The organism is Microbacterium invictum (genome assembly GCF_014197265.1).
Classification (GTDB): domain Bacteria; phylum Actinomycetota; class Actinomycetes; order Actinomycetales; family Microbacteriaceae; genus Microbacterium; species Microbacterium invictum.
Map to the genome: position 1 here is coordinate 1,507,619 of NZ_JACIFH010000001.1, position 22,110 is coordinate 1,529,728.

A 22,110-nucleotide genomic window follows, 5' to 3' on the forward strand; every position below is an offset into this window, starting at 1 on the left:
AGCACCATGACCCGCATCGGCCCGATTGCCCGCATCCGTGAAGACGTCGCGGCGGCGAAGCTGCGCGACCCGGCCGCCCGAAGCGGCGTCGAGATCGCGGTGCTGTACTCGGGGCTGCACGCGATCTGGTCGTACCGGCTGGCCCACGCGCTGTGGGTGCACGGCATCCGGTTCCCGGCGCGCGCGATCTCACAGGTGACGCGCTGGATCACCGGCATCGAGATCCACCCGGGCGCGACCATCGGTCGCCGCTTCTTCATCGACCACGGCATGGGCGTCGTCATCGGCGAGACCGCCGAGGTCGGCGACGACGTCATGCTCTACCACGGGGTCACGCTCGGCGGACGGACCCGCGATGGCGGCAAGCGGCATCCCACCCTCGAAGACGGCGTCGCCGTCGGCGCGGGCGCGAAGATCCTCGGTCCGATCACGATCGGTGCAGGCTCGGTCGTCGGCGCGAACGCCGTCGTGACCAAGGACGCCCCCGCCGACTCGGTGCTCGTCGGCGTTCCGGCCAAGCCTCGCCGTCGCACCGAGAACCTCGACACCCGCGCGCTGCTGACGGCGCCCGAGTACTACATCTGACGCCGACGCGGCTTGCGTTTCGCGGCCGGGCCTCGTCCCACCGGCGATTCAACAGTCAGTTCGGCACAGTCTCGCACCACAACACTGTGCTCGAGCGACTGCTGAGCGCCCGGGTGCCCGCCCGCCGGGGCGCAGCGGGTCACGCCGCTCGGCGGTCGGCGACCTTCTTCTTGAGGAACAGCGGCGGCAGCAGCCAGGTGGCGAGCGCCGTCACGAGCCACACGATCACCGGCGCGAGGATCCACGCCAGCGGCTCCGAGATGCCCAGCCCGGCGCCGGGGATGAGCACGACGATCAGCAGGGCGACGAACGTCGAGATGATCCCGATGCCGCCGAGCATGGCCGAGGCGTGCCGGCGGGTGATCTTGAACACCCAGGGCGCCAGCACGCTCTGGATGACGGCGAAGATGACGACCGCGAGCACGAAGCCCCACCAGTCGCTCCAGTCGATGTGGAAGCCGGGCAGGATCAGGTCGGCGGCGATGAGGCCGAGAGCCGCGGAGACGACGAAGATCAGCGCGCGGATCAAGAAGGTGATCATGCGTTGACGCTATCGCCGAACAGCGTATACACGTCGCAGGCACCACACGTCATCATCATTCTTGCAATCCGGTGTGGAACAGCGTCAAAGTGACGGCCGTCCTCGAGGAAGCGGAGTTGATGGGATGGACGCACTTGGGCGCTGGCGATCAGGACGGCGTTGGTCCTTCTTGGTGTGACCGACTTGCTTGCACCGATGGCCACAGCCGCCGAACAGCGCACCAGCTCACACGATGAGTTCCCATCGGACGTCACCGCCCGGGAAGACGATGCAGCGGCGCCGTCGAAGGCACCGAACGGGCCTCAGCGCTGATCCCGGCTCTGCCGTGAGGTTTCTCGTCGAGGAGTCTCCTGCGGGCGGCTGAGTCCGTAACAAGGTCGCAGCGCACGAGCGAGGTCGGAGTCGCGTCCTACATCCGGTTCAGACGGCCTCGGACCCGACCGCGGCCAGCTGCGCCTCTTCGTCGGCAGCGATCGCCGACTGGACGATCGGCTCGAGCGCACCGTCCATGACCTGGTCGAGGTTGTACGCCTTGTAGCCGGTGCGGTGATCGGCGATGCGGTTCTCGGGGAAGTTGTACGTGCGGATCCGTTCGGAGCGGTCCATGCCGCGGATCTGCGAGCGGCGGGCGTCGGAGGCGGCGGCATCCCGCTCCTCCTGCTGCCGCGCCAGGATGCGGGCACGCAGCACGCGCATGCCGGCTTCGCGGTTCTGGAGCTGTGACTTCTCGTTCTGCATCGACACGACGATGCCCGTCGGCACGTGCGTGATGCGTACGGCCGAGTCGGTCGTGTTGACCGACTGTCCGCCGGGGCCGGATGACCGGTAGACGTCGATCTTCAGATCGTTCTGGTCGATCTGCACCTCTTCGGGCTCGTCGACCTCGGGGAACACGAGCACGCCGGTCGTCGAGGTGTGGATGCGTCCCTGCGACTCGGTGGCAGGAACCCGCTGCACGCGGTGCACGCCGCCCTCGTACTTCAGGTGCGCCCACACGCCCTGCGCCGGATCGGTCGAAGAACCCTTGATCGCGACCTGGACGTCCTTGTAGCCGCCCAGATCGGACTCGTTGCGCTCGAGCATCTCGGTCTTCCACCCCTTCGAGGCGGCGTACTGCAGGTACATGCGCAGCAGGTCGGCGGCGAACAGAGCCGATTCGGCGCCGCCCTCCCCCGCCTTGATCTCCATGATCACGTCGCGGGCGTCGTCCGGGTCGCGTGGGATCAGCAGACGCCGCAGCTTCTCCTGCGCCTCGGCGACCCCGGTCTCGAGAGCCGGGATCTCGTCGGCGAACGCGTCGTCCTCCTTGGCCAGCTCCCGGGCGGCGCTCAGGTCATCGGATGCCGTGACCCACGCGTCGTAGGCCGCGACGATCCTCGAGAGCTCGGCGTAGCGTCGGTTCACACGCTTGGCGCGCGCGGCATCCGCGTGCACAGCCGGGTCGGAGAGCTCCTCCTGAACCGCCCTGTGCTCCGCGATCAGCCCCTGGACCGACTCGAACACCGTCGCTCCGCTCAGCGGATGCTGTTCTCGTGACCGTGGCTGTGTCCGCCACCGTGGGTGTCACGGGCCGGCGCCGGCATCGACTTCTGCATCTGCACGAGGAACTCGACGTTCGACTGCGTCTCCTTGAGCTTGCCGAGCACGACCTCGAGGGCCTGCTGCGGGTCGAGACCCGCGAGGGCGCGACGCAGCTTCCACGTGATCTTGACCTCGTCACTGGACAACAGCATCTCTTCGCGGCGGGTGGACGACGCGTTGACGTCGACGGCCGGGAAGATGCGCTTGTCGGCGAGCTGACGGCTCAGGCGCAGCTCGCTGTTGCCGGTGCCCTTGAACTCCTCGAAGATGACGTCGTCCATCTTCGAGCCGGTCTCCACGAGCGCAGTCGCGAGGATCGTGAGCGATCCGCCGTTCTCGATGTTGCGCGCGGCGCCGAAGAAGCGCTTGGGCGGGTACAGCGCCGACGCGTCGACACCGCCGGTGAGTACACGGCCGCTGGTCGGAGCCGAGATGTTGTAGGCCCGGCCCAGCCGCGTGATCGAGTCGAGCAGCACGACGACGTCGCGGCCGAGCTCGACGAGGCGCTTGGCGCGCTCGATGGCCAGCTCGGCGACGGTGGTGTGGTCTTCAGCAGGGCGATCGAAGGTCGAGGCGATGACCTCGCCCTTGACCGTGCGCTGCATGTCGGTGACCTCTTCGGGGCGCTCGTCGACGAGAACGACCATGAGGTGGACCTCGGGGTTGTTCGTCGCGATGGCGTTCGCGATCTGCTGCAGCACGATCGTCTTGCCGGCCTTGGGCGGCGCGACGATCAGGCCGCGCTGTCCCTTGCCGATCGGTGCGACCAGGTCGATGATGCGCTGTGTGAGCTTCTCGGGGGCGGTCTCCAGGCGCAGACGCTCCTGCGGGTACAGCGGCGTGAGATTGCCGAACTCGACGCGGGTGGCGGCATCGTCGACCGACAGGCCGTTGATCGCGTCGACCTTGACGAGCGCGTTGTACTTCTGGCGGCTGGACTGCTCGCCCTCGCGCGGCTGCTTGATCGCGCCGACGACGGCGTCGCCCTTGCGCAGGTTGTACTTCTTCACCTGGCCGAGCGAGACGTAGACGTCGCTCGTGCCGGGCAGGTAGCCGGTCGTGCGGACGAACGCGTAGTTGTCGAGGACATCGAGGATGCCGGCGATCGGGATCAGGACGTCGTCCTCGCCGATCTCGGGCTCGAACTCGTCGGCCACGCCGCCCGGACCGCGACGCTTGTTGCGCTGGCGGTTGTTGCGGCTCTGGTTCTGGTTGTCGTCGTCGGCGTCGGACTGCTTGTCGTCGTTCTGGGCGCCGCCCTGGTTGCCGTTCTGGGCGTTGCCGGTGCCGCCGCTGCGGTTGCGGTTGCGGTTTCGGTTTCGGCTGCGCGAGCGGCCGGAGCCCTCATCGGACTGGCTGTCGCCGTCGGCGTTCGCGTCGGCGGAGCCGGCGTCCGTCGTGTCGGCCGAGCCGGCATCGGCCGGCTTGGCGTCGGACTCCGCGGCGTCGGACGAGCCGGCGCCGTCGCCTGCCTCCGCGGTGGCGGCCTCTTCGGCGGCCTTCGCGGCAGCGGTCGACTTGGTGCTCGCGCGGCGGTTGCGGGGCGCACGAGCCGGCTTCTCGGCCGGTGCGTCGTCGGTCGTGGTCTCCGCGGCGGACGCCTCGGCGTCGGCGGGCTGCGCTGCGTCGGTCGCCGTGGGCGTCTCGGCGTCGGCGGGCTGCGCGACGTCGGTGGCCGCGGACGCTTCAGCGGCGGACGCGTCGCCCTCGGCCGGCTGCGCGGCCTCGGCGGCGGGCGCCTCGGCGGGAACATCGCTGCTCTTGGCACGGCGCGGTGCGCGCTTGCGCGGGGCCCGAGCCGGCTTCTCGTCGGCGACGGGCGCCTCGGCGGCGGGCTGGTCGGCGTCGGCGACCGGCGCTTCGGTGGCAGCGGGCTCCGCGCCGGCGGTCTCGTCCGCAACCGGCGCCTCGGCGGCGGATGCCTCGGCCGGCTCGTCGGCGACGACCTCAGCAGCGGACGCGTCCTCGGCGTCCGCGGGTGCTGCGGCAGCGGCATCCGGAGTCTGCTCGGTCACCGTGTCGGTGTTCGGCTGCGCGGCTGCGTCGTCTGCAGTGGCGTCTTCGATGTTCTGGATCTCGGAGATGGACTCCACGAGTGCTCCTTTGTCAACGGTGGAAAGTTCTTGTACCGCATGAAGGCCCTGTCCACGACAGGTACCGACCGTCCCGGCGCGCACAGCCACGGGAGAGGCATGTGCTGCAACGGGGGGTTATGCGATGGTTCGCAGATCTGCGACGGAGGTCAGATTCACGAGTAGCCCGTGGAACCCTCCGTATAGTCCCTCACTGTACCACCCCGTACGTCGACGGCGAGCATGAGGGCCTCCCACGGAGTGTCCGTGACGCGGGTGGCGAGCTCGGCGGCGGCGAGCCGCTTGCCCGGCCCGTCGGCGAGCACGAGGACGCTGGGACCCGCCCCCGAGACCACCGCCGCGAACCCTTCGGCACGCAGCGACTGAACGAGCCTGTCGGTCTCGGGCATGGCCTGCGCCCGATAGGACTGGTGCAGCTTGTCCTCGGTCGCGGCCATGAGCAGCTCGGGGCTCTGGGTGAGCGCCGCGATCAGCAGCGCCGACCGCGAGACGTTGAAGACGGCATCCTCCCGCGTCACCTGCAGCGGCGCCAGCTCGCGGGCCGCGGAGGTCGACATCGTGAAGCCCGGCACGAACACCAGCGGCGAGACGCCGCGGTGCACGAGCAGCTTCTTGGACTGCGGGCCGTCCGGCTCCATCCAGGCGATGGTCAGCCCGCCGAACAGCGCGGGGGCGACGTTGTCGGGGTGCCCCTCGAGCTCGGTCGCGAGGCGCAGCAGCATCGACGGGCCGAGTTCGACGTCGCCGGCCAGCAGGCCCTTCGCAGCCAGCAGCCCGGCGACGACGGCCGCGCCCGACGAGCCCATGCCGCGGCCGTGCGGGATCGTGTTGTGGGCGGAGAGGTGGATGCCGGGCATCTGCCGCCCGCACGACTCGAAGGCGTAGGCGATCGCGCGCACCACCAGATGCGAGGCATCGGTGGGGACTTCGCCCTCGCCCTCCCCCGTCACCGTGATCTCGACGCGGCGGTCGGGCAACGTCGTCACCGTCAGCTCGTCGTACACGCTCAGGGCGAGCCCCAGCGTGTCGAAGCCGGGCCCGAGGTTCGCGCTCGTGGCCGGCACGCGCACCGCGACCGCGCGGCCGGGTGCGATCAGCGACGCCGCCGTCATGCGCGGGCGGCGGCCAGGTCGAGCACGGCGGCCACCTCGCTCGTGGTCGCGTCGACGACGACGGGCTCGACCTGCGAGCCGTCGGCGTTGCGCAGCGCCCACTGCGGGTCCTTGAGCCCGTGGCCGGTGACCGTCAGCACGACCTTGGCGCCGGCGGGGATGACCCCGGCTTCGGCACGGTCGAGCAGACCTGCGACGCTGATCGCCGAGGCGGGCTCGACGAAGACGCCGACGGTGGATGCCAGGAGTTTCTGCGCCGCGAGGATGCGCTCATCGTCGATCGCGCCGAACCATCCGTCGGTCGCGTCGCGGGCTTCGAGGGCGAGTTCCCACGAGGCGGGGTTGCCGATGCGGATCGCGCTGGCGACTGTCTCGGGATTCTTGACGACCTCGCCGCGCACCAGCGGCGCCGAGCCCTCGGCCTGGAAGCCGAACATGCGCGGCACGCGCGTGGCCACGCCGCGGGCGGCCTCTTCGCGGTACCCGCGCGAGTACGCGGTGTAGTTGCCCGCGTTTCCGACCGGGATGAAGTGGAAGTCGGGTGCGTCACCGAGCTGCGAGACCACCTCGTAGGCCGCGGTCTTCTGCCCCTCGATGCGGTCGGGGTTGACCGAGTTCACCAGGTGCACGGGGTAGTTGTCGGCGAGTTCACGGGCGATCTCGAGGCAGTCGTCGAAGTTGCCGCGGATCTGGATCAGCGTGCCGCCGTGAGCGACCGCCTGGCTGAGCTTGCCCATCGCGATCTTGCCCTCGGGCACCAGCACCGCGGCGGTGATGCCGGCGTGCGAGGCGTACGCGGCGGCCGAGGCGGAGGTGTTGCCGGTCGAGGCGCAGATGACGGCCTTGGCGCCGTGCTCGACGGCGCGCGAGAGCGCGACGGTCATGCCGCGGTCCTTGAACGAGCCGGTCGGGTTCATTCCCTCGAATTTCACGTGCACGTCCGCACCGGTGATCTCCGACAGCGACCGCGCCGGAATGAGCGGTGTACCGCCCTCGCCGAGCGTCACGATCGTCGAGGCGTCGGTCACCCCGAGCCGGTCGGCGAACTCCCGCAGGACTCCCTGCCACACATGTGCCATTTCAGTCTCCTTCCACCCGCAGTACCGACACGACACGGTCGACGACGCCGCTGGCGGCGAGTCGGTCGACGGTGTCGCCGAGGTTCTGCTCCAATGCCGTGTGCGTGCCGATCACGAGACGTGCGGCACCCGGCTTTCCATTGCCTTCGCTGATGACGGTCTGCTCGACGGTCGCGATCGAGACGCTGCCGTCGCTGAGGATGCCGGCGACCGTGGCGAGCACGCCGGGCCGGTCGCTGACTTCGAGCGTGATCTGGTAGCGGGTCTGCACGCGGCCGACCGGCAGGATCGGCAGGTTCGCGCGGGTGGACTCGCCCACCCCGGTGCCGCCGGCGATGTGCCGCCGGGCGGCCGAGACGACGTCGCCGAGTACGGCGGACGCGGTCTGGATGCCGCCGGCCCCGGCCCCGTAGAACATGAGGTCGCCCGCGGCTTCGGCCTGCACGAAGACGGCGTTGTTGGCGCCGCGCACGTTCGCCAGGGGATGCTCGCGCGGCACCAGCGCGGGGTACACCCGCACCGAGATCGCCTCGCCGTCGCCGTCTGCGACCCGCTCGCACACGGCGAGCAGTTTGATGACGTAGCCCGCACCACGGGCGGCGGCGATGGTCTGCGCGTCGATCGCGGTGATGCCCTCGCGATGCACCGCGTCGAGCGGGACGGCGGTGTGAAAGGCGAGGGATGCCAGGATCGCGGCCTTCTGGGCGGCGTCGAACCCGTCGACGTCGGCGGTCGGATCCGCTTCGGCGTAGCCCAGGGCCTGCGCGTCGGCGAGCACCTCGGCGAAATCGCTGCCTTCGCGGTCCATGCGGTCGAGGATGTAGTTCGTCGTCCCGTTGACGATGCCCATGATGCGGTGCACGCGGTCGCCGGCCAGCGAATCGCGCAGGGGCCGGATGATCGGGATGGCTCCGGCGACCGCCGCCTCGTACGACACGGTCGCGCCGACCTGGTCGGCCGCCTCGAACAGCTCCGGACCGTGCGTGGCCACCAGGGCCTTGTTGGCGGTGACCACGTCGGCACCGGAGTTCAGCGCCTCGAGGATGCGGCTGCGCGCCGGCTCGATGCCGCCGGTCAGCTCGATCACGATGTCGGCACCGACGATGAGCTGGTCGGCGTCGGTGGTCAGCAGCTCGCGCGGCAGTTCGACGTCGCGCGGGGCGTCGACGTCGCGCACGGCGATGCCGACGAGGTCGAGAGCGGCGCCGGCGCGGTCGGCCAGCTCGTCGGCGTGGGTGCGCAGCAGGTGCGCGACCTGCGAGCCGACGGCGCCGGCGCCCAGCAGAGCCACGCGGAGGCGGCGGAATTCGGTCATGCGTTTCCCTCGGTCACGGTGCCGGCGTCACGGGCCAGCAGATCCTCGATGGTCTCCCCGCGCACGATGACGCGGGCGCTGCCGTCCCGCACGGCGACGACCGCCGGGCGGGGCAGGTAGTTGTAGTTGCTCGCGAGCGAGAAGCAGTACGCACCGGTGGCGGGCACCGCGAGGAGGTCGCCGGGCACGATGTCGGCGGGCAGGTACTCGTGGTCGACGACGATGTCACCGGACTCGCAGTGGCGTCCGACGACGCGGGCGAGCGCCGGCGCGGCGTCGCTGGTGCGCGAGGCGACGCGCGCCGAGTACTGCGCGCCGTACAGCGCGGTGCGGGCGTTGTCGCTCATGCCGCCGTCGACGCTCACGTACAGGCGCTCGAGGTCGTCCGAGACGCGCACCGGCTTGACGGTGCCCACCTCGTACAGGGTCACCCCGGCACGGCCGACGATCGACCGGCCCGGCTCGAACGCGAGATTCGGCATCGGGATGCCGCGCACCTCGCACTCGCGGGCCACGGCGTCGACGATGCCATCGGCGAGCTGCTCGATCGGGGTCGGGTCGTCGACCGACGTGTACGCGATTCCGAAGCCACCGCCGAGGTTCAGGACCGGCACGTCGCCGCCGGCGAGCAGTTCGGCGTGTGTCTCGACCAGGCGCGCGGCCGACTCCTCGAAGCCCGAGACACCGAAGATCTGAGAGCCGATGTGGCAGTGCAGCCCGAGGAATCGCAGCGCGGGGAGTTCGCGGATACGGGCGACGACGGCACCGGCATCCACCAGCGGGAAGCCGAACTTCTGGTCTTCGTGCGCCGTCGCGAGGAAGTCGTGCGTCTCGGCGTGCACCCCGGTGCTGACCCGCACCAGGACGTTCTGGACGATGCCGCGGCGGTCGGCGATCGCGGCGAGCCGCTCGATCTCGATGGGGCTGTCGACGATGACGGATCCGACGCCGACCTCGACGGCCTGCTCGAGTTCGCCGATGAGCTTGTTGTTGCCGTGCAGCCCGATGCGCGCGGGGTCGGCGCCGGCGGCGAGAGCGACGGCGAGCTCTCCCCCGCTGGCGACGTCGACGGCGAGGCCCTCGCCGGTGACCCACCGGACGACCTCGGTGCTCAGGAACGCCTTGCCGGCGTAATAGACGCGGGCCTGCACGCCGTGGCGGGCGGTAGCGGCCCGGAACGCTTCGCTCACGCGGGTGGCGCGGGCGCGCACCGCGGCCTCGTCGAGCACGTACAGCGGGGTGCCGAACTGCTCGCGCAGCGTCGTGACCGGCACACCGCCCAGTTCGAGCACGCCGCTCGCGTCACGAGACGCGTGCTCGGGCCACACCTCGGTGGCCAGCGCGTTCACGTCGTCGGGCACGACGAGCCAGGCGGGCACCGGCGGGCGGAGTTCAGAGGCGGACACGCGATCACCTATCGGGTGGAGGGGTTCTGCGAGCGGAGATTCACGCCCCGGCAGTCATTGCAGTCTAGAACACCGGCCGTGGCGGACCGTTTCGGTGACACCGCATGACCTACGCGCAGGAACCGGGCTGCTGGAGGGTCTCGTCGGTGATGATCTCGCCGTCGATCTCGAACTCGGCCACGATGTCGTCGCGGTTCACCTCGACGCCGTTGAGCATGACACCGGCCGGCAGCTGGTCGGCGATGCACACCTGCCAGTCGCGGATGACCGTGCCGGCGATCGCGCCGAACTGGCGCGAGAGCGCCTCGGCGGTGATCTCTGTTCCCGCGACCCGCAGGGTCGACGGAGTCAGCACGAGGTCGCCGCCGGCGGCGCTGGGTACGAGGGTGATGCCGACCGGAACGGTGAGCGCGAACAGCTGCAGCTCCATCGAGATCTCGATCGCCGGCGCGTCGATGACGACCGTGTCGGCCGGGAAGTCCTCGATCGTGCCGAGGAGTGCCGTCAGCTGGGCCTCGTCGAGCGTGATCGTGGCCGAGGCGGCATCCATCGGCCCGTCACCGCGCACGGGGACCCCTGTCGCGTGGACGCTCACGTCACCGGAGAGTTCGCCGAACACGACGTCGTCGCTGGCGATCGTGATCTCGTCGATCTCGCCGCCGATCAGCTGCGGCAGGACCGGACCCGGGACGTCGACGTCGACCTGCTGGTCGGCCGGGAGTGACAGCTGAGTGATCACCTGCTCGCGGACGGTGTTCACGAGCAGGTTGCGCGCGATCTGCTCGCCGGCGATCCAGGCGACGACGACGAGCACCACGACTGCCGCGGCGGCAACGAGCCACGGCCACACGGCGCGCTTCGGCTTCGTCGCGGGCCGGCCGGGCGTGGCCAGCACCCACTGCGCTGCCGGGTCGGGGATCGGCGCGGTGTCGTGCGTGTCGTCGGTCACGTCACATCCGCTCGGGGGCGCTCACGCCGAGCAGATCCAGCCCGTTGCGCAGCACCTGGCCGGTGGCGTCGTTGAGCCACAGGCGGGTGCGGTGCACGTCGGTGACCTCTTCGTCACCCAGCGGGGTGACGCGGCAGTTGTCGTACCAGCGGTGGTAGAGACCGGCGAGCTCTTCGAGGTAGCGGGCGACGCGGTGCGGCTCGCGCACCTCGGCGGCGAACGCGACGATGCGCGGGAACTCCTGCAGAGCGCCCAGCAGCGCCGACTCGGTCTCGTGGGTGAGCAGCTCGGGCGCGAAGATGTCACGCTTGACGCCGGTGTCGGCGGCGTTGCGGCCCACGTTGTGCGTGCGGGCATGCGCGTACTGCACGTAGAAGACGGGGTTGTCGTTCGTGCGCTTCTGCAGCACCTCGGGGTCGAGGGTCAGCGGCGAGTCGGCCGGATACCGTCCGAGCGAATACCGCAGCGCGTCGGTGCCGAGCCAGTCGCGCAGGTCGTCGAGCTCGATGATGTTGCCGGCGCGCTTGGACAGCCGCGCCCCGTTGACCGACACGAGCTGCCCGATGAGCACCTCGATGTCCGTGTCGGGGTCGTCCCCGGCGGCGCCGGCGAGCGCCTTGAGCCGGTGCACGTAGCCGTGGTGGTCGGCGCCGAGCAGGTAGATCTTGTGCGCGAAGCCGCGGTCGGTCTTATTGAGGTAATAGGCGGCGTCGGCGGCGAAGTAGGTGTATTCGCCGTTGGACCGGCGGATCACCCGGTCCTTGTCGTCGCCGAAGTCGGTGGTGCGCACCCACACGGCGCCGTCGGCGTCGAACACGTGGCCCTGCGCGCGCAGCCGGTCGACGGCCTCGTCCACGAGGCTCGGCTCCCCGGCGGCGCCCTTCGCGTGCAGGGTGCGCTCGCTGAAGAACACATCGAAGTGCACGTTGAACTTCACGAGCGAGGCCTGCAGGTCGCCGAGCTGCAGCTCGTAGCCCCGGTCGCGTGCGATGGTCAGCTGCTCGTCCTCGCCGAGGTCCAGGATGCCGGGGACGGCGGCCTGCACCCGCTGCGCGAGCTCGTCGATGTAGGCGCCCGGGTAGCCGTCTTCGGGAGTCGGCTCGCCCTTGATCGCCGCCAGCACCGAGCGGCCGAACCGCTCCATCTGGGCGCCGGCGTCGTTGACGTAGAACTCGCGCACCAGGGTCGCGCCGCTGGCGAGCAGCAGACGCGCCATCGAGTCGCCGAGCGCCGCCCAGCGGGTGTGGCCGATGTGCATCGGGCCGGTGGGGTTGGCGCTGACGAACTCGAGGTTGATGGTCTGGCCGCGCTGCGAGTCGTTCGTGCCGAACGCGGCGCCCGCCTCGACGATCGTGCGTGCCAGGGCGCCGGCGGCCGCGGCATCGAGCCGGATGTTGATGAATCCGGGGCCGGCGACCTCGACACCGGCGATGCCGGGGGTCGATGCCAGAGAGGTCGCGATCTCGGCGGCGAAGTCGCGGGGATTCGCGCCCACGACCTTCGCGAGCTTGAGTGCCGCGTTTGAGGCCCAGTCGCCGTGGTCGCGGTTCTTGGGCCGGTCCAGCGGCAGATCCGCGGCCGTCAGTCCCTCGCTCGAGCCGGCGCGTCGCGCCTCGGCAAGCGGGGCGATGACGGCGAGCAGGGCGGCGGAGAGGGCTTCTGGATTCATAACCTCTCAATTCTACGGGGGTCGGTTCCCGGCATCCGTTCCGCTGTGTGTCGGTGAATGGATGCCGGTGTTCGGCGTTGCTCGCGCGGTGACTTACCCTGTTCGCATGAGCCCGCGCGAACACCCGCTGCGCCGCATTCCCACGCGTGTGCGCGCGATGTTCGCGGTGGGCCTCGCGGCGATCGTGCTGGCCGCCGTTCTGCCGGTGTGGACGGCTCCGCAGACGACGGTCGTCGCGGGCGACGGCGTGCAGGTCGAACTGGCCCCCGAGCCGCTCGACCTGCCCGATGAGCCCACCGTCCTGATCTTCGGAGACTCGTGGACGTTCGGGTCGGCGGCATCCGCCCCCACCCTCGGGTACGCATACGTCGTGGCTGAGCTCGCAGGCTGGACCACGGTGGTCGACGGGGTGCGCGGCAGCGGGTATCTGAAGCCGGGACTGGACGGTCCCGCATTCGGCGAGCGGATCGCGGCGCTCGACCCGACCCTGGCTCCGGACCTGGTGATCATCCAGGGCAGCATCAACGACCGGCGCCTGCCGGCCGCGGGCTACGCCGACGCGGTGAACGCCGCGTGGGACGAACTGGCCGCGCTCTATCCGGCCGCACGGATCGTGGTGCTCGGGCCCGCCCCGCAGGTGCTGCCGGTCGAGCGCACGACCGCACGGATCGACAGCGACTTGACGGCGCTGGCCGCGGAGCGCGGCTGGTGGTACATCTCGCCCCTTCGCGAAGGCTGGATCACGCAGGAGAACTACTACACGGTCATCGACACCGGAGTCGGCCGCGACCACCCGTCAACGGTCGGGCACCAGTACCTCGCGCAGCGCCTGGCCGAGGCGGTGACCGCCCTCTCGCGGTGATACCCTCGATCGGTACGCCTCCGTAGCTCAGTGGATAGAGCGCCGGTTTCCGGTACCGTAGGTCGCAGGTTCGACTCCTGTCGGGGGCACCAAGAAATACGCAGATCGCCGCTCGTTTCCGGGCGGCGATCTGGTGTGTTCGCAGGCGAAGATCATCCTCGAGGATGACGCGAATGGGCCGGGCGGCCGACGCGGCGGCGCCACCGGCATCCTTAGCGTCGAGGCATGACCTCTGCGACCGCGCTCTCCCCTCGATCAGACGCTCCCCCGGCACCCGCATCTCGAGGCTCCCGGTCGCGCGGGGTCGCCGCGACGCTGTCGGTCGCCGGCAGCGCGGTCGCATTCCTCATCGCCGGACTCGGCCTACTCACCGCGCCGGTCGCGGCGCTCCTCGTCTTCGGGCCGGCGCTGTTCGACCTGATGTGACGGCTCAATCGCCGGCGGCGATCTCGCCGGCCAGCTCGGCGGCGACGTCGTCGTCCAGGTGCAGCCCCGCCTGGGCCGCGCGTTCGCGCAGCGTGTAGGCGATGGACTCCGCCTTCGCGCCGGGAAGGTCGGCTCGCGTCTGCGCGATGATACCCGCGAGCTTCTCAGCCGTGACGGCGTTATTCTGCGCCATCGCCGGCAGGTCCTGCTCCTTCGCGCCGCGCATCGCGTGCTGCGCCTCGGAGACGGTGGCCGTCGTGCGCCCGCGATCCTGCCCGTGGTGGTCGCCGCCATGGCCGGGCGCCGGCGCGCCATCGGCCCCGAGCGCACCGGCTGCGGGGTCGACGGCCGCGGGATCTGTCGGGGAAGCTGCTTCGGCCGCTGCCGCGTCCGCCGGAGTGACGTCCTTGTTCTCACCGGCATCGGGGAGGTTGCCTCCGGGATCGTCGAATGTGTTCTCGCCGCCGTCGCCCGAAGGCACCCGGTCGGCGGTGGGGTTGTGGTCCATGGTCCAAGGGTCGCGCGCCGCCGGCGCACCGTCGAGGGGGTTGACGATGCCGAAAGGGCGGCGTAGTCAGGCCATCGCCGGATCAGCCGGATCTTTCTCGCGGTCTGTTCCGGGGGCGGACCGCCGTCGCGACCGGTCACCGTATATCTCGCGCCATTCCTTCTCGAGCGCGTCTTCGAACTCGTAGTCCTGCCCGATCAGCCACTCGTCGTCCGCCCGTCTCGCCGGCTGGTCGTCATCTCCGTGCCTGCTCATGTCTGCTCTCCTCGTGTTCGTCACCGGTCCGGAACCGGTGAAGGCCTGTGACAGCGGGACCCTCGATGACCTGACCGGTCGCGGAGAACCGCGATCCGTGCAGTGGACAGTCCCCCGTCTGCTCGGTGTCGTTCCATCGCACCGCCACCAGCTCGCGAGTGGCCACACCAGCTCGCGAGCCGTCGCCAAGCCTGCAAGGCCGCCGGCGACGACCACATCGGCCCGCGCCGGCAGTCCCCCACCGGCGATGATGGCCGGCGCGGTCAGTTCCCAGAGCGAGGCGGGGGTCACGATGCACGCATGGGTGGCCGGTGCGGGATCGGCAGTGGCTTGACCGTGCGCGAACGTGTGCCGATCAGCAGGCCCGCGGCCTCGCGCAGGAGGTCGCCCATCGTCGCAAATGTCGCCGTGCCGATGGCTCGCGCGACCCAGGTGACTTCGTAGCGGCCGTCCGCGCGCTGCTCCACGTACGCGAGCACGTTGTCGGCGTCGCACGAGGCGATGGCACGGTCGCAGAGCCGCCAGGCGTTGTCGCCGAGCGGTTCGAGGACGAGCCGCTCACGGTCGGTGCTTCTCATGGCGGTCTCCGCTCGAGTCACCGGGCTCTTCGATGCGCCGATCGGAGTCGTCGACGACCTCGACGTGTCGGCGGACCTGCCCGGTGACTGCTCTCATCGTTCCCTCTCGCGGGCCCGCCTTCATCGGAGGGTCCCTGCCGTGCAGCAGGGCTTCAGCGTGCGGGCACAGAATCTGATTCCGAAGGGGCTTGACAGTGCCGGAGTGCTCGGATACGCGTTCCGGCATGGCGGCCACCGGCCCCGCTCACTCGGACTCGGTGCCGCTCTCCAGGTGCGGGACTCCGACCGGCTTCGACTCGCTCGACCCTCGCTGGCGCAGGTAGATCGACAGCACCACCATCGCGCCGACGGCGAGCAGCTCGGACTGCCAGTTCTGCAGGGTCCGGTTCCAGAACTCGGGCGACGCGACGTAGTCGGCCCAGGTCTCGGGCGGCATGCCGTGCATCGCGTTCTCGTCGTTCGCGACGACGACACCTGCCAGCGACTGCGCGAGCCACGACAGCACGAAGACCGTGCCCATGACCAGCAGCAGCGAGTTGGAGAACAGCCACAGCCGAAAGCCGCGCACCTTCGCCCAGGCCGGTGAATCCGGCCGGGCGTGCGGACCGACGAGCTGCTCGCGGTCGGTCCCGACACCGGCGTGGCCGGGCTTCTTCGACTCGGGCGACCCGCGCTGGATCAGCCAGATCGTCGCGAAGATGAACAGGAAGAACTGCAGGAACTCGGACTGCCAGTTCTCGGCGACGTCGACGAGGAACCGCGACGAGCCGATGAACTGCAGGTAGCCGACCTCCGGCATCCCGTGCCGGAGCAGTTCCTCGTTCTCGTCGGCGTGCCCGGCCAGCGACTGGCCGAACAGCGTCACCAGGAACAGCAGCAGGAATGCGACGCTCAGGCCGTTGTCCTTCAGGAACCCGCGCACATCACACCCCCATCAGCGGCACGGCGATCATGATGGCGAGCCCGACAGCCATCACGCCGATCCACGTCCAGAAGACGACGAGCGGGCCGCGCTGCGGCGGGTGTGCAGATGACGACATGCCTGGCTCCTGATCTCTCGGTCCCGGCCGCAGCCGGGCGATGGGATCAGAATGGACGCGCGGGGCCGGCGCTTCCAGACCCTTGACGATGGATGCCGGTGTCGGTAACCGGCATCCATTCACTCTCCGCTGACGAGTTTCAGTCCGACGATGCAGCCGACGAGTCCCAGGATCAGCAGGAACTTGATGAGTGAGAACTGCTCGTCGCCGGTGATCATCGCGTAGACGACGGTGATCGACGCGCCGATGCCGACCCAGACGGCATACGCGGTGCCGGTCGAGATGTCGCGCATCGCCCAGGCGAGGCCGCCCATGCTCAGGATGAGGGCGACGCCGAAGACGATCGACGGCCACAGCTTCGTGAAGCCCTCGGACTTGCCCAGGGCGGTCGCCCAGACGGCTTCGAGCACGCCCGAGACGATGAGAATGATCCACGACATGACTGTTCCTCCTGGCCAGTCTTGTCGCGTGCCGGGTACTGATCCGTCGTCCGGGGACCCTGTCGGAGTCCACTCATCAGGGTAGCCACTCCGCCTGGGCAGTGGCAGGGCAGTTCGAGCGTCCGTTCAGGGCGAGACCAGGAACAGCCACTCGAGCATGCCGGGGTTGTGCGCATGGACGAGCACAGCGAACACCACGGCGTCGAACAGCAGGTGCACTGTCACGACGTAGGCCAGCGACCGCGTGCGGATGAAGATCACGGCCTGCAGCAGCGCGAACGGAATCGTCAGCACGGGACCCCACGCCTGGTAGCCGAGCTCCCACAGGAACGACACGAACACGATTGCCTGCAGCACGTTCGCGGCGCCGTCGGCGAAGTGGCGCCGCAGCAGCGCGAAGCATGTGCAGATGAAGAACAGCTCGTCCCAGATGCCGACCGCACCGACGCCCACGAACAGTCGCGCGATGAGCTCGGGCGAGTCCACGACCGGCCAGTTCTGGTAGACGCCCGAGGTGATGAAGTAGAACGGCAGGATCAGCCAGCCGAGCACCAGCACGGCGACCAGCCACAGCCACTGCCACCGCTTCCACCGGTGTCCCCCACGCCAGGGGAACCCGGTCGCCCGGTCGCGGTACACCCAGCGCGAGATGACGTAGGGCACGACGACCGCGCCGCCGAGCGCGAGTGTGAACCGCAGCATCGCGGCGTTGTCGAGCTCGGCCTTCAGCGGGATCGAGCTGACGATCAGCAGGCCGATCGCGATCAATGACAGATCGCGCGTGAGCGAAGGGGTGGATGCCCTGATCCGGCCCCGCTCGATGACGACGGCGATCACGAGTCCGGCCGCGAGCAGCGCCCAGCCGAGCCACGGCACCATGAGCACGAAGAACGCCGGAGCGGCCAGGCACACCAGGAGTGCCGGGACCGTCGCGACGCCGACGACGGGGCGCACCCCGAGATCGGCCACTCCCACGCCGGGCACGTCAGGCTCCGGGGCGGGCCACGCGGCGGTAGACGAGATCGCGGATCTCACGGCCCTTCGCGATGCCCTTGCGCTCGAACGCGGTCATGATGCGACCCTCGAAGCGCGGCGCCCACTCCCCGTCGAACGCGGGGGTGAACTCGGCGGCACCGGCCATCACTTCGCGCATCTGCAGCGCGTAGTCCTCCCAGTCGGTCGCGAGCCGCAGCACGCCACCCTCACGCAGCACGCGAGCCGCGATCGGCGGGAACTCGGGGGCGATCAGGCGCCGTTTGGTGTGCTTCTTCTTGTGCCACGGGTCGGGGAAGAAGATCCACAGCTCGTCGATCGATGCCTCCGGCAGCAGGTGCTCGAGCACCTCGGGGGCGTTGGCCTCGACGAGGCGCAGGTTGTCGGCGCCGGCACGATCGGCGTCGAGCATCGTACGTGCGAGTCCCGCCCGGAAGACCTCGACGGCGAGGAAGTCCGTGTCGGGGGTGGATGCCGCGGCGTGCACGATCGCGTGTCCCTGACCCGATCCGATCTCGACCACGAGCGCCGCGGTGCGGCCGTAGACGGCCGCCGGGTCGATGGCGGTGCCGGGGCGGATACTGGTGGCCGCGGCATCCCGCTGAACCGGCAGCACATACCGCGGCGCCAGGTCGGCCCAGGCGCGCTCCTGCCCGTCACTCATCCGGCCGCTGCGCCGCACGAACGAGACGGGCTTCTCGCGGAACCGCGGCACACCGGAGCCGGCGGCTGCCGCCGGATGCTCGGGCGTCGCAGAGGTCTCGGCGGATTCAGGCTGCGGCATCCCCCCAGGCTACCGGCGGCGCACCGCGCCCCTCACTCGGTCACGAAGTCGATGAGCTCCTCGACCCGGCCCAGGAGTGCGGGGTCGAGGTCGCGATAGGAGTGGACGGCGCCGAGGATCCGCTGCCAGTTGCGGGCGAAGTCGGCCTGCTCCTCGGCGGGCCAGCCCAGCGCGCGGCTGACACCGGTCTTCCAGTCGATCCCGCGCGGCACCTGCGGCCAGGCGGCGATGCCGATCGCCCGCGGCAGCACGCACTCCCAGACATCGACGTGCGGGTGCCCCACGATGCGCACGTACCGGCCGTGCGGACCGCGTTCGACGGTCTGCGCGATCCGTGTCTCCTTCGAGCCCTGCACGAGGTGGTCGACGAGCACGCCGTAGCGGCGCTCGGCGGACGGCGGGTCGTCGCGCAGCAGGTCGCCCAGCAGGTCGACCCCCTGCAGGAACTCGACGACGACGCCCTCGGCGCGCAGGTCATCGCCCCACACCTTCTCGACGAGCTCGGCGTCGTGCTTGCCTTCCACGAGGATCCGCGACGCGCGAGCGACGCGCGCCCGCTGCTGCGGCGCGGCGAAAGAACCCGATGCCGTGCGCGCGGGACGCACCGGCGCCTTCGGCTTCGCGGGAATGAGCTCGACGCTCGCGCCGTCGATGAGGAAGCCGCCGCCGAGAGGGAACAGCCGGCGCCGCCCGAGGCGATCCTCGAGTTCGACGTGGCCGGACTGCGTGCCGATCACCGCCCCGCAGAACCCGTCGCCCGCCACCTCGACGACGAGGTCCTTCTCGGCCTCGATCTTCGGGGCGACGCGGCGCCCCGCGTCACGCCATCCGGCCGCAAGCACATCGCCGCTGTATCTGTCGTCCATTGCTCCTCCGAAATCGCGAGCATAATCGGGCCCGGGCGGGTGGAGCGGGTGCCACGCGCGGGGCACGGAACTGACTTCCGTCCCATGAACCGCGGGGCATAGACTCGCGATGACGGGCGTCGTCCCGTCGCGAAGGGGGCATCTATGCGTTCGCGCCTCGTCCTGGCGCTCATGGCGGCTGTCGCGATCGTGCTGGGTGGCCCCGGCATCGCGCTCGCGACCGATCCGGTCACCCTGGGCTCCGGCCGGGTGCTGGACGACGCGGGGGTGCTCAGCTCCGGCGAGGAAACCGCGATCCAGGAGCGCTACGAGGCCCTGTCGCAGTCGTCCGGCGTCGACCTGTGGGTCGTCTACGTCGATGAGTTCACGAACCCGTCGAGCGCGCAGGAGTGGGCCGACGAGGTCGTCGTCGCCAACGGACTCGGTGTCAACCAGTACCTCCTCGCCGTCTCGACCGATGGACGCCAGTACTACCTGTCCGGTGCTCAGGAGGGTCCGGTCACGTGGGATCAGCTCGACGCGATCGAGCAGGAGCGCATTGGTCCGGCGGCGCAGCGCGAGGACTGGGTCGGCATGGCGATGGCCGCTGCCGACGGGCTGGCCGATGCGGTCGGCGGCGGCACCGGTGGCGCACCGGACGCCGACGAGGGTGGCTCGTCGTTCCCGGTTCTGCTCATCATCGTGCTGCTCGCGGTCGTCGCAGCGGTGATCATCTGGCTCGTGATCCGCTCCCGCAGGAAGAAGGCCGCCGTCCAGGCGGGGCCGGCGACGGCGGACGAACTCGCCAAGATCAGCACCGACGAGCTCGAGCGACGCGCGTCGTCGGCACTCGTCGAGACCGACGACGCCATCAAGACGAGCGAGCAGGAGCTCGGCTTCGCGAAGGCGCAGTTCGGCGACGCGGCGACCGTGGAGTTCCAAGAGGCGCTGACGGAGGCGAAAGCGGGTCTCGACCAGGCGTTCTCACTGCGACAGAAGCTCGATGACGACGTCCCCGACACCGAGGCCGAAGTCCGCACGATCCACGCGCAGGTGCTCGAGCTGTGCGCGGCCGCGAACCAGGGCCTCGACGAGAAGGCCGCCGACTTCGACGAGCTGCGCAAGCTCGAGCAGAACGCCCCCGAAGCCCTCGCGCGTGTGCAGGAGCTGCGCGGCACGGTCGGCGGAGCGACGGATGCCGCGGCCTCGACCCTCGCCGCCCTGGGCGGCCCCTATGCGCCCGAAGCGCTCGCCCCCATCGTGGACAACCCCGAGCAGGCGCGGCAGCGACTGGCCTTCGCCGACGCACAGCTGGTATCGGCTCAGCAGGCGATCGGCGCCGGCAACGGCGGTGCGGCCGCGGTCAGCATCCGCGCCGCGGAGGAGGCGGTCGACCAGGCGAAGCACCTGCAGGACGCCGTCGGCGCCCTGGCCGACAACCTCGCCGAAGGCGAGCGCGAGGCGGCAGCGCTGATCGGCGAGCTTGAGACCGACATCGCCTCCGCGAGCGGTCTGCCCGACCCCGACGGCCGGATCGGCGCGGTCGTCGCCGCGACGCGACAGCGAGTGGATGCCGCGAAAGTCCACCTCGGCGCCACCGCCAAGCGCCCGCTGTTCGCTCTGCAGTCGCTCGAGCAGGCCAACACGGAGATCGACGCGCTGCTGGACGGCGTCCGCGACGCGCAGGCGAAGCAGCAGAAGGCCGCGCAGACCCTCGGTCACCTCATCGTGCAGGCCCAGGCACAGGTGAATGCCGCCGAGGAGTACATCACCTCGCGGCGGGGCGCGGTCGGAGCCCAGGCGCGCACACGACTGGCCGAAGCGGGAGCGTCGCTCGTGCAGGCCCAGCAGCTGCAGCACACCGATCCGGTCCAAGCGCTCCCGTACGCGCAGCGCGCGAACGACCTCGCAGGGCAGGCGATGCAGGCGGCGCAGAACGACGTCGGCGGCTTCGGCGGGGGCGGCATGTTCGGGGGCGGAGGCGGGGGCGGCGGCGGGGACGTCATGGGCGCTGTCCTCGGCGGCATCGTGATCAACTCGCTGCTCGGCGGCGGAGGCGGACGCTCCCGCGGCGGGGGCGGCATGTTCGGCGGAGGCGGCAGTCGGGGCGGCGGGTCTCGCGGCGGTGGCGGAGGCTTCGGCGGTGGCTCTCGTGGCGGCGGAGGCCGGTCGTCCGGCAGCTTCGGCGGCAGCGGCACCCGCGGGCGACGCGGTGGAGGTCGCTTTTGACGCCCGTTCACCTTCAGATCACAGACTCATCTCCCTGTACTTCCCTCTAGGAAAGGAAAACCGATGGCAAAGCAGTCCATCTTCGGCCGCATCTCGACTCTCATGAAGGCGAACATCAACGCCCTCCTGGATTCGGCTGAGGACCCGCAGAAGATGCTCGATCAGCTCGTCCGCGACTACACCAACTCGATCGCCGACGCCGAGTCGGCCATCGCCGAGACGATCGGCAACCTGCGCCTCCTCGAGCGCGACCACGAGGAAGACGTCAAGGCGGCCACCGAGTGGGGCAACAAGGCACTTGCGGCGAGCAGGAAGGCCGACGAGCTGCGCGGCACGGGCAACACCGCCGACGCCGACAAGTTCGACAACCTGGCCAAGATCGCCCTGCAGCGTCAGATCGGCGAGGAGAGCGAGGCCAAGGCGATCGCGCCGACCATCGCGTCGCAGACCGAGGTCGTCGACAAGCTGAAGGACGGCCTCAACGGCATGAAGCAGAAGCTGGAGCAGCTGAAGTCGAAGCGCTCCGAGCTGCTCGCCCGCGCGAAGACCGCCGAAGCCCAGAACAAGGTGCACGACGCGGTCAAGTCGATCGATGTGCTCGACCCGACCAGCGAGCTGGGCCGTTTCGAGGACAAAGTCCGCCGTCAGGAGGCCCTTGCCACCGGCAAGCAGGAGCTCGCCGCGTCGACGCTCGACGCCCAGTTCAACCAGCTCGAGGACGTCGGTGAGCTCACCGAGGTCGAGGCGCGCCTGGCCGCACTCAAGACGGGCGCTCCGGCACCCGCGATCGAGCAGTAGTCCACGCATCGCACGGCGCCGG

22 protein-coding genes, 1 tRNA gene and 1 riboswitch are annotated in these 22,110 nt (G+C 70.2%); of the genes, 6 read left to right on the forward strand and 17 right to left on the reverse strand.

The annotated features are described in order from the left end of the window. Positions 1-6: 6 nt before the first annotated feature. Positions 7-585 carry a serine O-acetyltransferase EpsC gene (gene epsC / locus BKA10_RS07320; protein ID WP_183499287.1) on the forward strand — a complete coding sequence of 193 codons (579 nt, stop codon included), beginning with the start codon at positions 7-9 and terminating at the stop codon, positions 583-585. 139 nt (positions 586-724) lie between these two features. Here the strand turns inward: epsC and BKA10_RS07325 are convergent, their stop codons facing one another. The 9 genes from BKA10_RS07325 to BKA10_RS07365 form a co-directional block, all read right to left on the reverse strand. After that, entirely contained in the window at positions 725-1,126 is a 402-nt protein-coding gene (locus BKA10_RS07325) for a phage holin family protein (protein ID WP_183499288.1), read from the reverse strand. Positions 1,127-1,546: 420 nt separating this feature from the next. Then, complete coding sequence (gene prfA / locus BKA10_RS07330; RefSeq protein ID WP_183499289.1) at positions 1,547-2,629, reverse strand: peptide chain release factor 1; 1,083 nt, start codon at positions 2,627-2,629, stop codon at positions 1,547-1,549. A gap of 11 nt (positions 2,630-2,640) precedes the next feature. Further along, positions 2,641-4,800: a transcription termination factor Rho gene (gene rho / locus BKA10_RS07335; protein ID WP_308221552.1), complete on the reverse strand. Its 2,160-nt coding sequence runs from the start codon at positions 4,798-4,800 to the stop codon at positions 2,641-2,643. 155 nt (positions 4,801-4,955) lie between these two features. After that, positions 4,956-5,912, reverse strand: coding sequence for a homoserine kinase (gene thrB / locus BKA10_RS07340; RefSeq protein ID WP_183499290.1), 957 nt, complete (start codon positions 5,910-5,912; stop codon positions 4,956-4,958). After that, positions 5,909-6,991 (reverse strand): threonine synthase, encoded by a 1,083-nt coding sequence (gene thrC, locus BKA10_RS07345; protein WP_183499291.1) that lies wholly within the window; start codon positions 6,989-6,991, stop codon positions 5,909-5,911. Before thrC ends, thrB begins: the two co-directional genes overlap by 4 nt. 1 nt (position 6,992) lies before the next feature. Beyond that, positions 6,993-8,306 carry a homoserine dehydrogenase gene (locus tag BKA10_RS07350; protein WP_183499292.1) on the reverse strand — a complete coding sequence of 438 codons (1,314 nt, stop codon included), beginning with the start codon at positions 8,304-8,306 and terminating at the stop codon, positions 6,993-6,995. Next, on the reverse strand, positions 8,303-9,712 hold the full coding sequence (gene lysA / locus BKA10_RS07355) for a diaminopimelate decarboxylase (protein WP_183499293.1): 1,410 nt from the start codon (positions 9,710-9,712) through the stop codon (positions 8,303-8,305). The genes BKA10_RS07350 and lysA overlap by 4 nt, the downstream gene beginning before the upstream one ends. Positions 9,713-9,821: 109 nt before the next feature. Further along, complete coding sequence (locus BKA10_RS07360) at positions 9,822-10,661, reverse strand: LmeA family phospholipid-binding protein (protein WP_183499294.1); 840 nt, start codon at positions 10,659-10,661, stop codon at positions 9,822-9,824. Position 10,662: 1 nt separating this feature from the next. Beyond that, positions 10,663-12,330 (reverse strand): arginine--tRNA ligase, encoded by a 1,668-nt coding sequence (locus BKA10_RS07365; RefSeq protein ID WP_183499295.1) that lies wholly within the window; start codon positions 12,328-12,330, stop codon positions 10,663-10,665. Between the two features lie 106 nt (positions 12,331-12,436). Here BKA10_RS07365 and BKA10_RS07370 point away from each other — a divergent pair, with 106 nt between their 5' ends. The 3 genes from BKA10_RS07370 to BKA10_RS07380 all read left to right on the forward strand — a co-directional run bounded on the left by BKA10_RS07370 (position 12,437) and on the right by BKA10_RS07380 (position 13,618). Continuing rightward, positions 12,437-13,192, forward strand: coding sequence for an SGNH/GDSL hydrolase family protein (locus tag BKA10_RS07370; protein ID WP_183499296.1), 756 nt, complete (start codon positions 12,437-12,439; stop codon positions 13,190-13,192). Positions 13,193-13,208: 16 nt separating this feature from the next. Then, positions 13,209-13,284, forward strand: a tRNA-Arg gene (locus tag BKA10_RS07375). 133 nt (positions 13,285-13,417) lie between these two features. Further along, on the forward strand, positions 13,418-13,618 hold the full coding sequence (locus tag BKA10_RS07380; RefSeq protein WP_183501269.1) for a hypothetical protein: 201 nt from the start codon (positions 13,418-13,420) through the stop codon (positions 13,616-13,618). Between the two features lie 4 nt (positions 13,619-13,622). On the opposite strand, the gene BKA10_RS16640 is transcribed toward BKA10_RS07380, so the two are convergent. The 8 genes from BKA10_RS16640 to BKA10_RS07425 all read right to left on the reverse strand — a co-directional run bounded on the left by BKA10_RS16640 (position 13,623) and on the right by BKA10_RS07425 (position 19,082). Next, entirely contained in the window at positions 13,623-14,126 is a 504-nt protein-coding gene (locus tag BKA10_RS16640; RefSeq protein WP_241739898.1) for a hypothetical protein, read from the reverse strand. 66 nt (positions 14,127-14,192) lie between these two features. Next, entirely contained in the window at positions 14,193-14,381 is a 189-nt protein-coding gene (locus BKA10_RS07390; RefSeq protein ID WP_183499297.1) for a hypothetical protein, read from the reverse strand. 287 nt (positions 14,382-14,668) lie between these two features. After that, positions 14,669-14,959, reverse strand: a complete 291-nt coding sequence (locus tag BKA10_RS07400; RefSeq protein ID WP_183499299.1) for a hypothetical protein — start codon at positions 14,957-14,959, stop codon at positions 14,669-14,671. Positions 14,960-15,203: 244 nt separating this feature from the next. Next, positions 15,204-15,881, reverse strand: coding sequence for a DUF6766 family protein (locus BKA10_RS07405; RefSeq protein WP_183499300.1), 678 nt, complete (start codon positions 15,879-15,881; stop codon positions 15,204-15,206). Positions 15,882-16,118: 237 nt separating this feature from the next. Further along, the gene (locus BKA10_RS07410; RefSeq protein WP_183499301.1) at positions 16,119-16,439 is read right to left on the reverse strand and encodes a DMT family transporter; all 321 of its coding nucleotides are present in this window, start codon (positions 16,437-16,439) and stop codon (positions 16,119-16,121) included. 10 nt (positions 16,440-16,449) lie between these two features. Continuing rightward, a riboswitch (guanidine-III (ykkC-III) riboswitch) is annotated at positions 16,450-16,514 on the reverse strand. A 51-nt stretch (positions 16,515-16,565) separates the two neighbouring features. Continuing rightward, positions 16,566-17,423: a CPBP family glutamic-type intramembrane protease gene (locus tag BKA10_RS07415; RefSeq protein WP_248198885.1), complete on the reverse strand. Its 858-nt coding sequence runs from the start codon at positions 17,421-17,423 to the stop codon at positions 16,566-16,568. Position 17,424: 1 nt separating this feature from the next. Continuing rightward, a complete protein-coding gene (gene trmB / locus BKA10_RS07420) occupies positions 17,425-18,216 on the reverse strand; it encodes a tRNA (guanosine(46)-N7)-methyltransferase TrmB (RefSeq protein ID WP_183499302.1) in 792 nt (263 codons plus the stop codon). Between the two features lie 32 nt (positions 18,217-18,248). After that, on the reverse strand, positions 18,249-19,082 hold the full coding sequence (locus BKA10_RS07425; RefSeq protein WP_183499303.1) for a DUF3097 family protein: 834 nt from the start codon (positions 19,080-19,082) through the stop codon (positions 18,249-18,251). Positions 19,083-19,226: 144 nt separating this feature from the next. Here BKA10_RS07425 and BKA10_RS07430 point away from each other — a divergent pair, with 144 nt between their 5' ends. Further along, complete coding sequence (locus BKA10_RS07430) at positions 19,227-21,290, forward strand: TPM domain-containing protein (RefSeq protein WP_183499304.1); 2,064 nt, start codon at positions 19,227-19,229, stop codon at positions 21,288-21,290. A gap of 63 nt (positions 21,291-21,353) precedes the next feature. Continuing rightward, positions 21,354-22,088, forward strand: coding sequence for a PspA/IM30 family protein (locus tag BKA10_RS07435; RefSeq protein WP_183499305.1), 735 nt, complete (start codon positions 21,354-21,356; stop codon positions 22,086-22,088). The last annotated feature ends 22 nt before the right edge of the window (positions 22,089-22,110 follow it).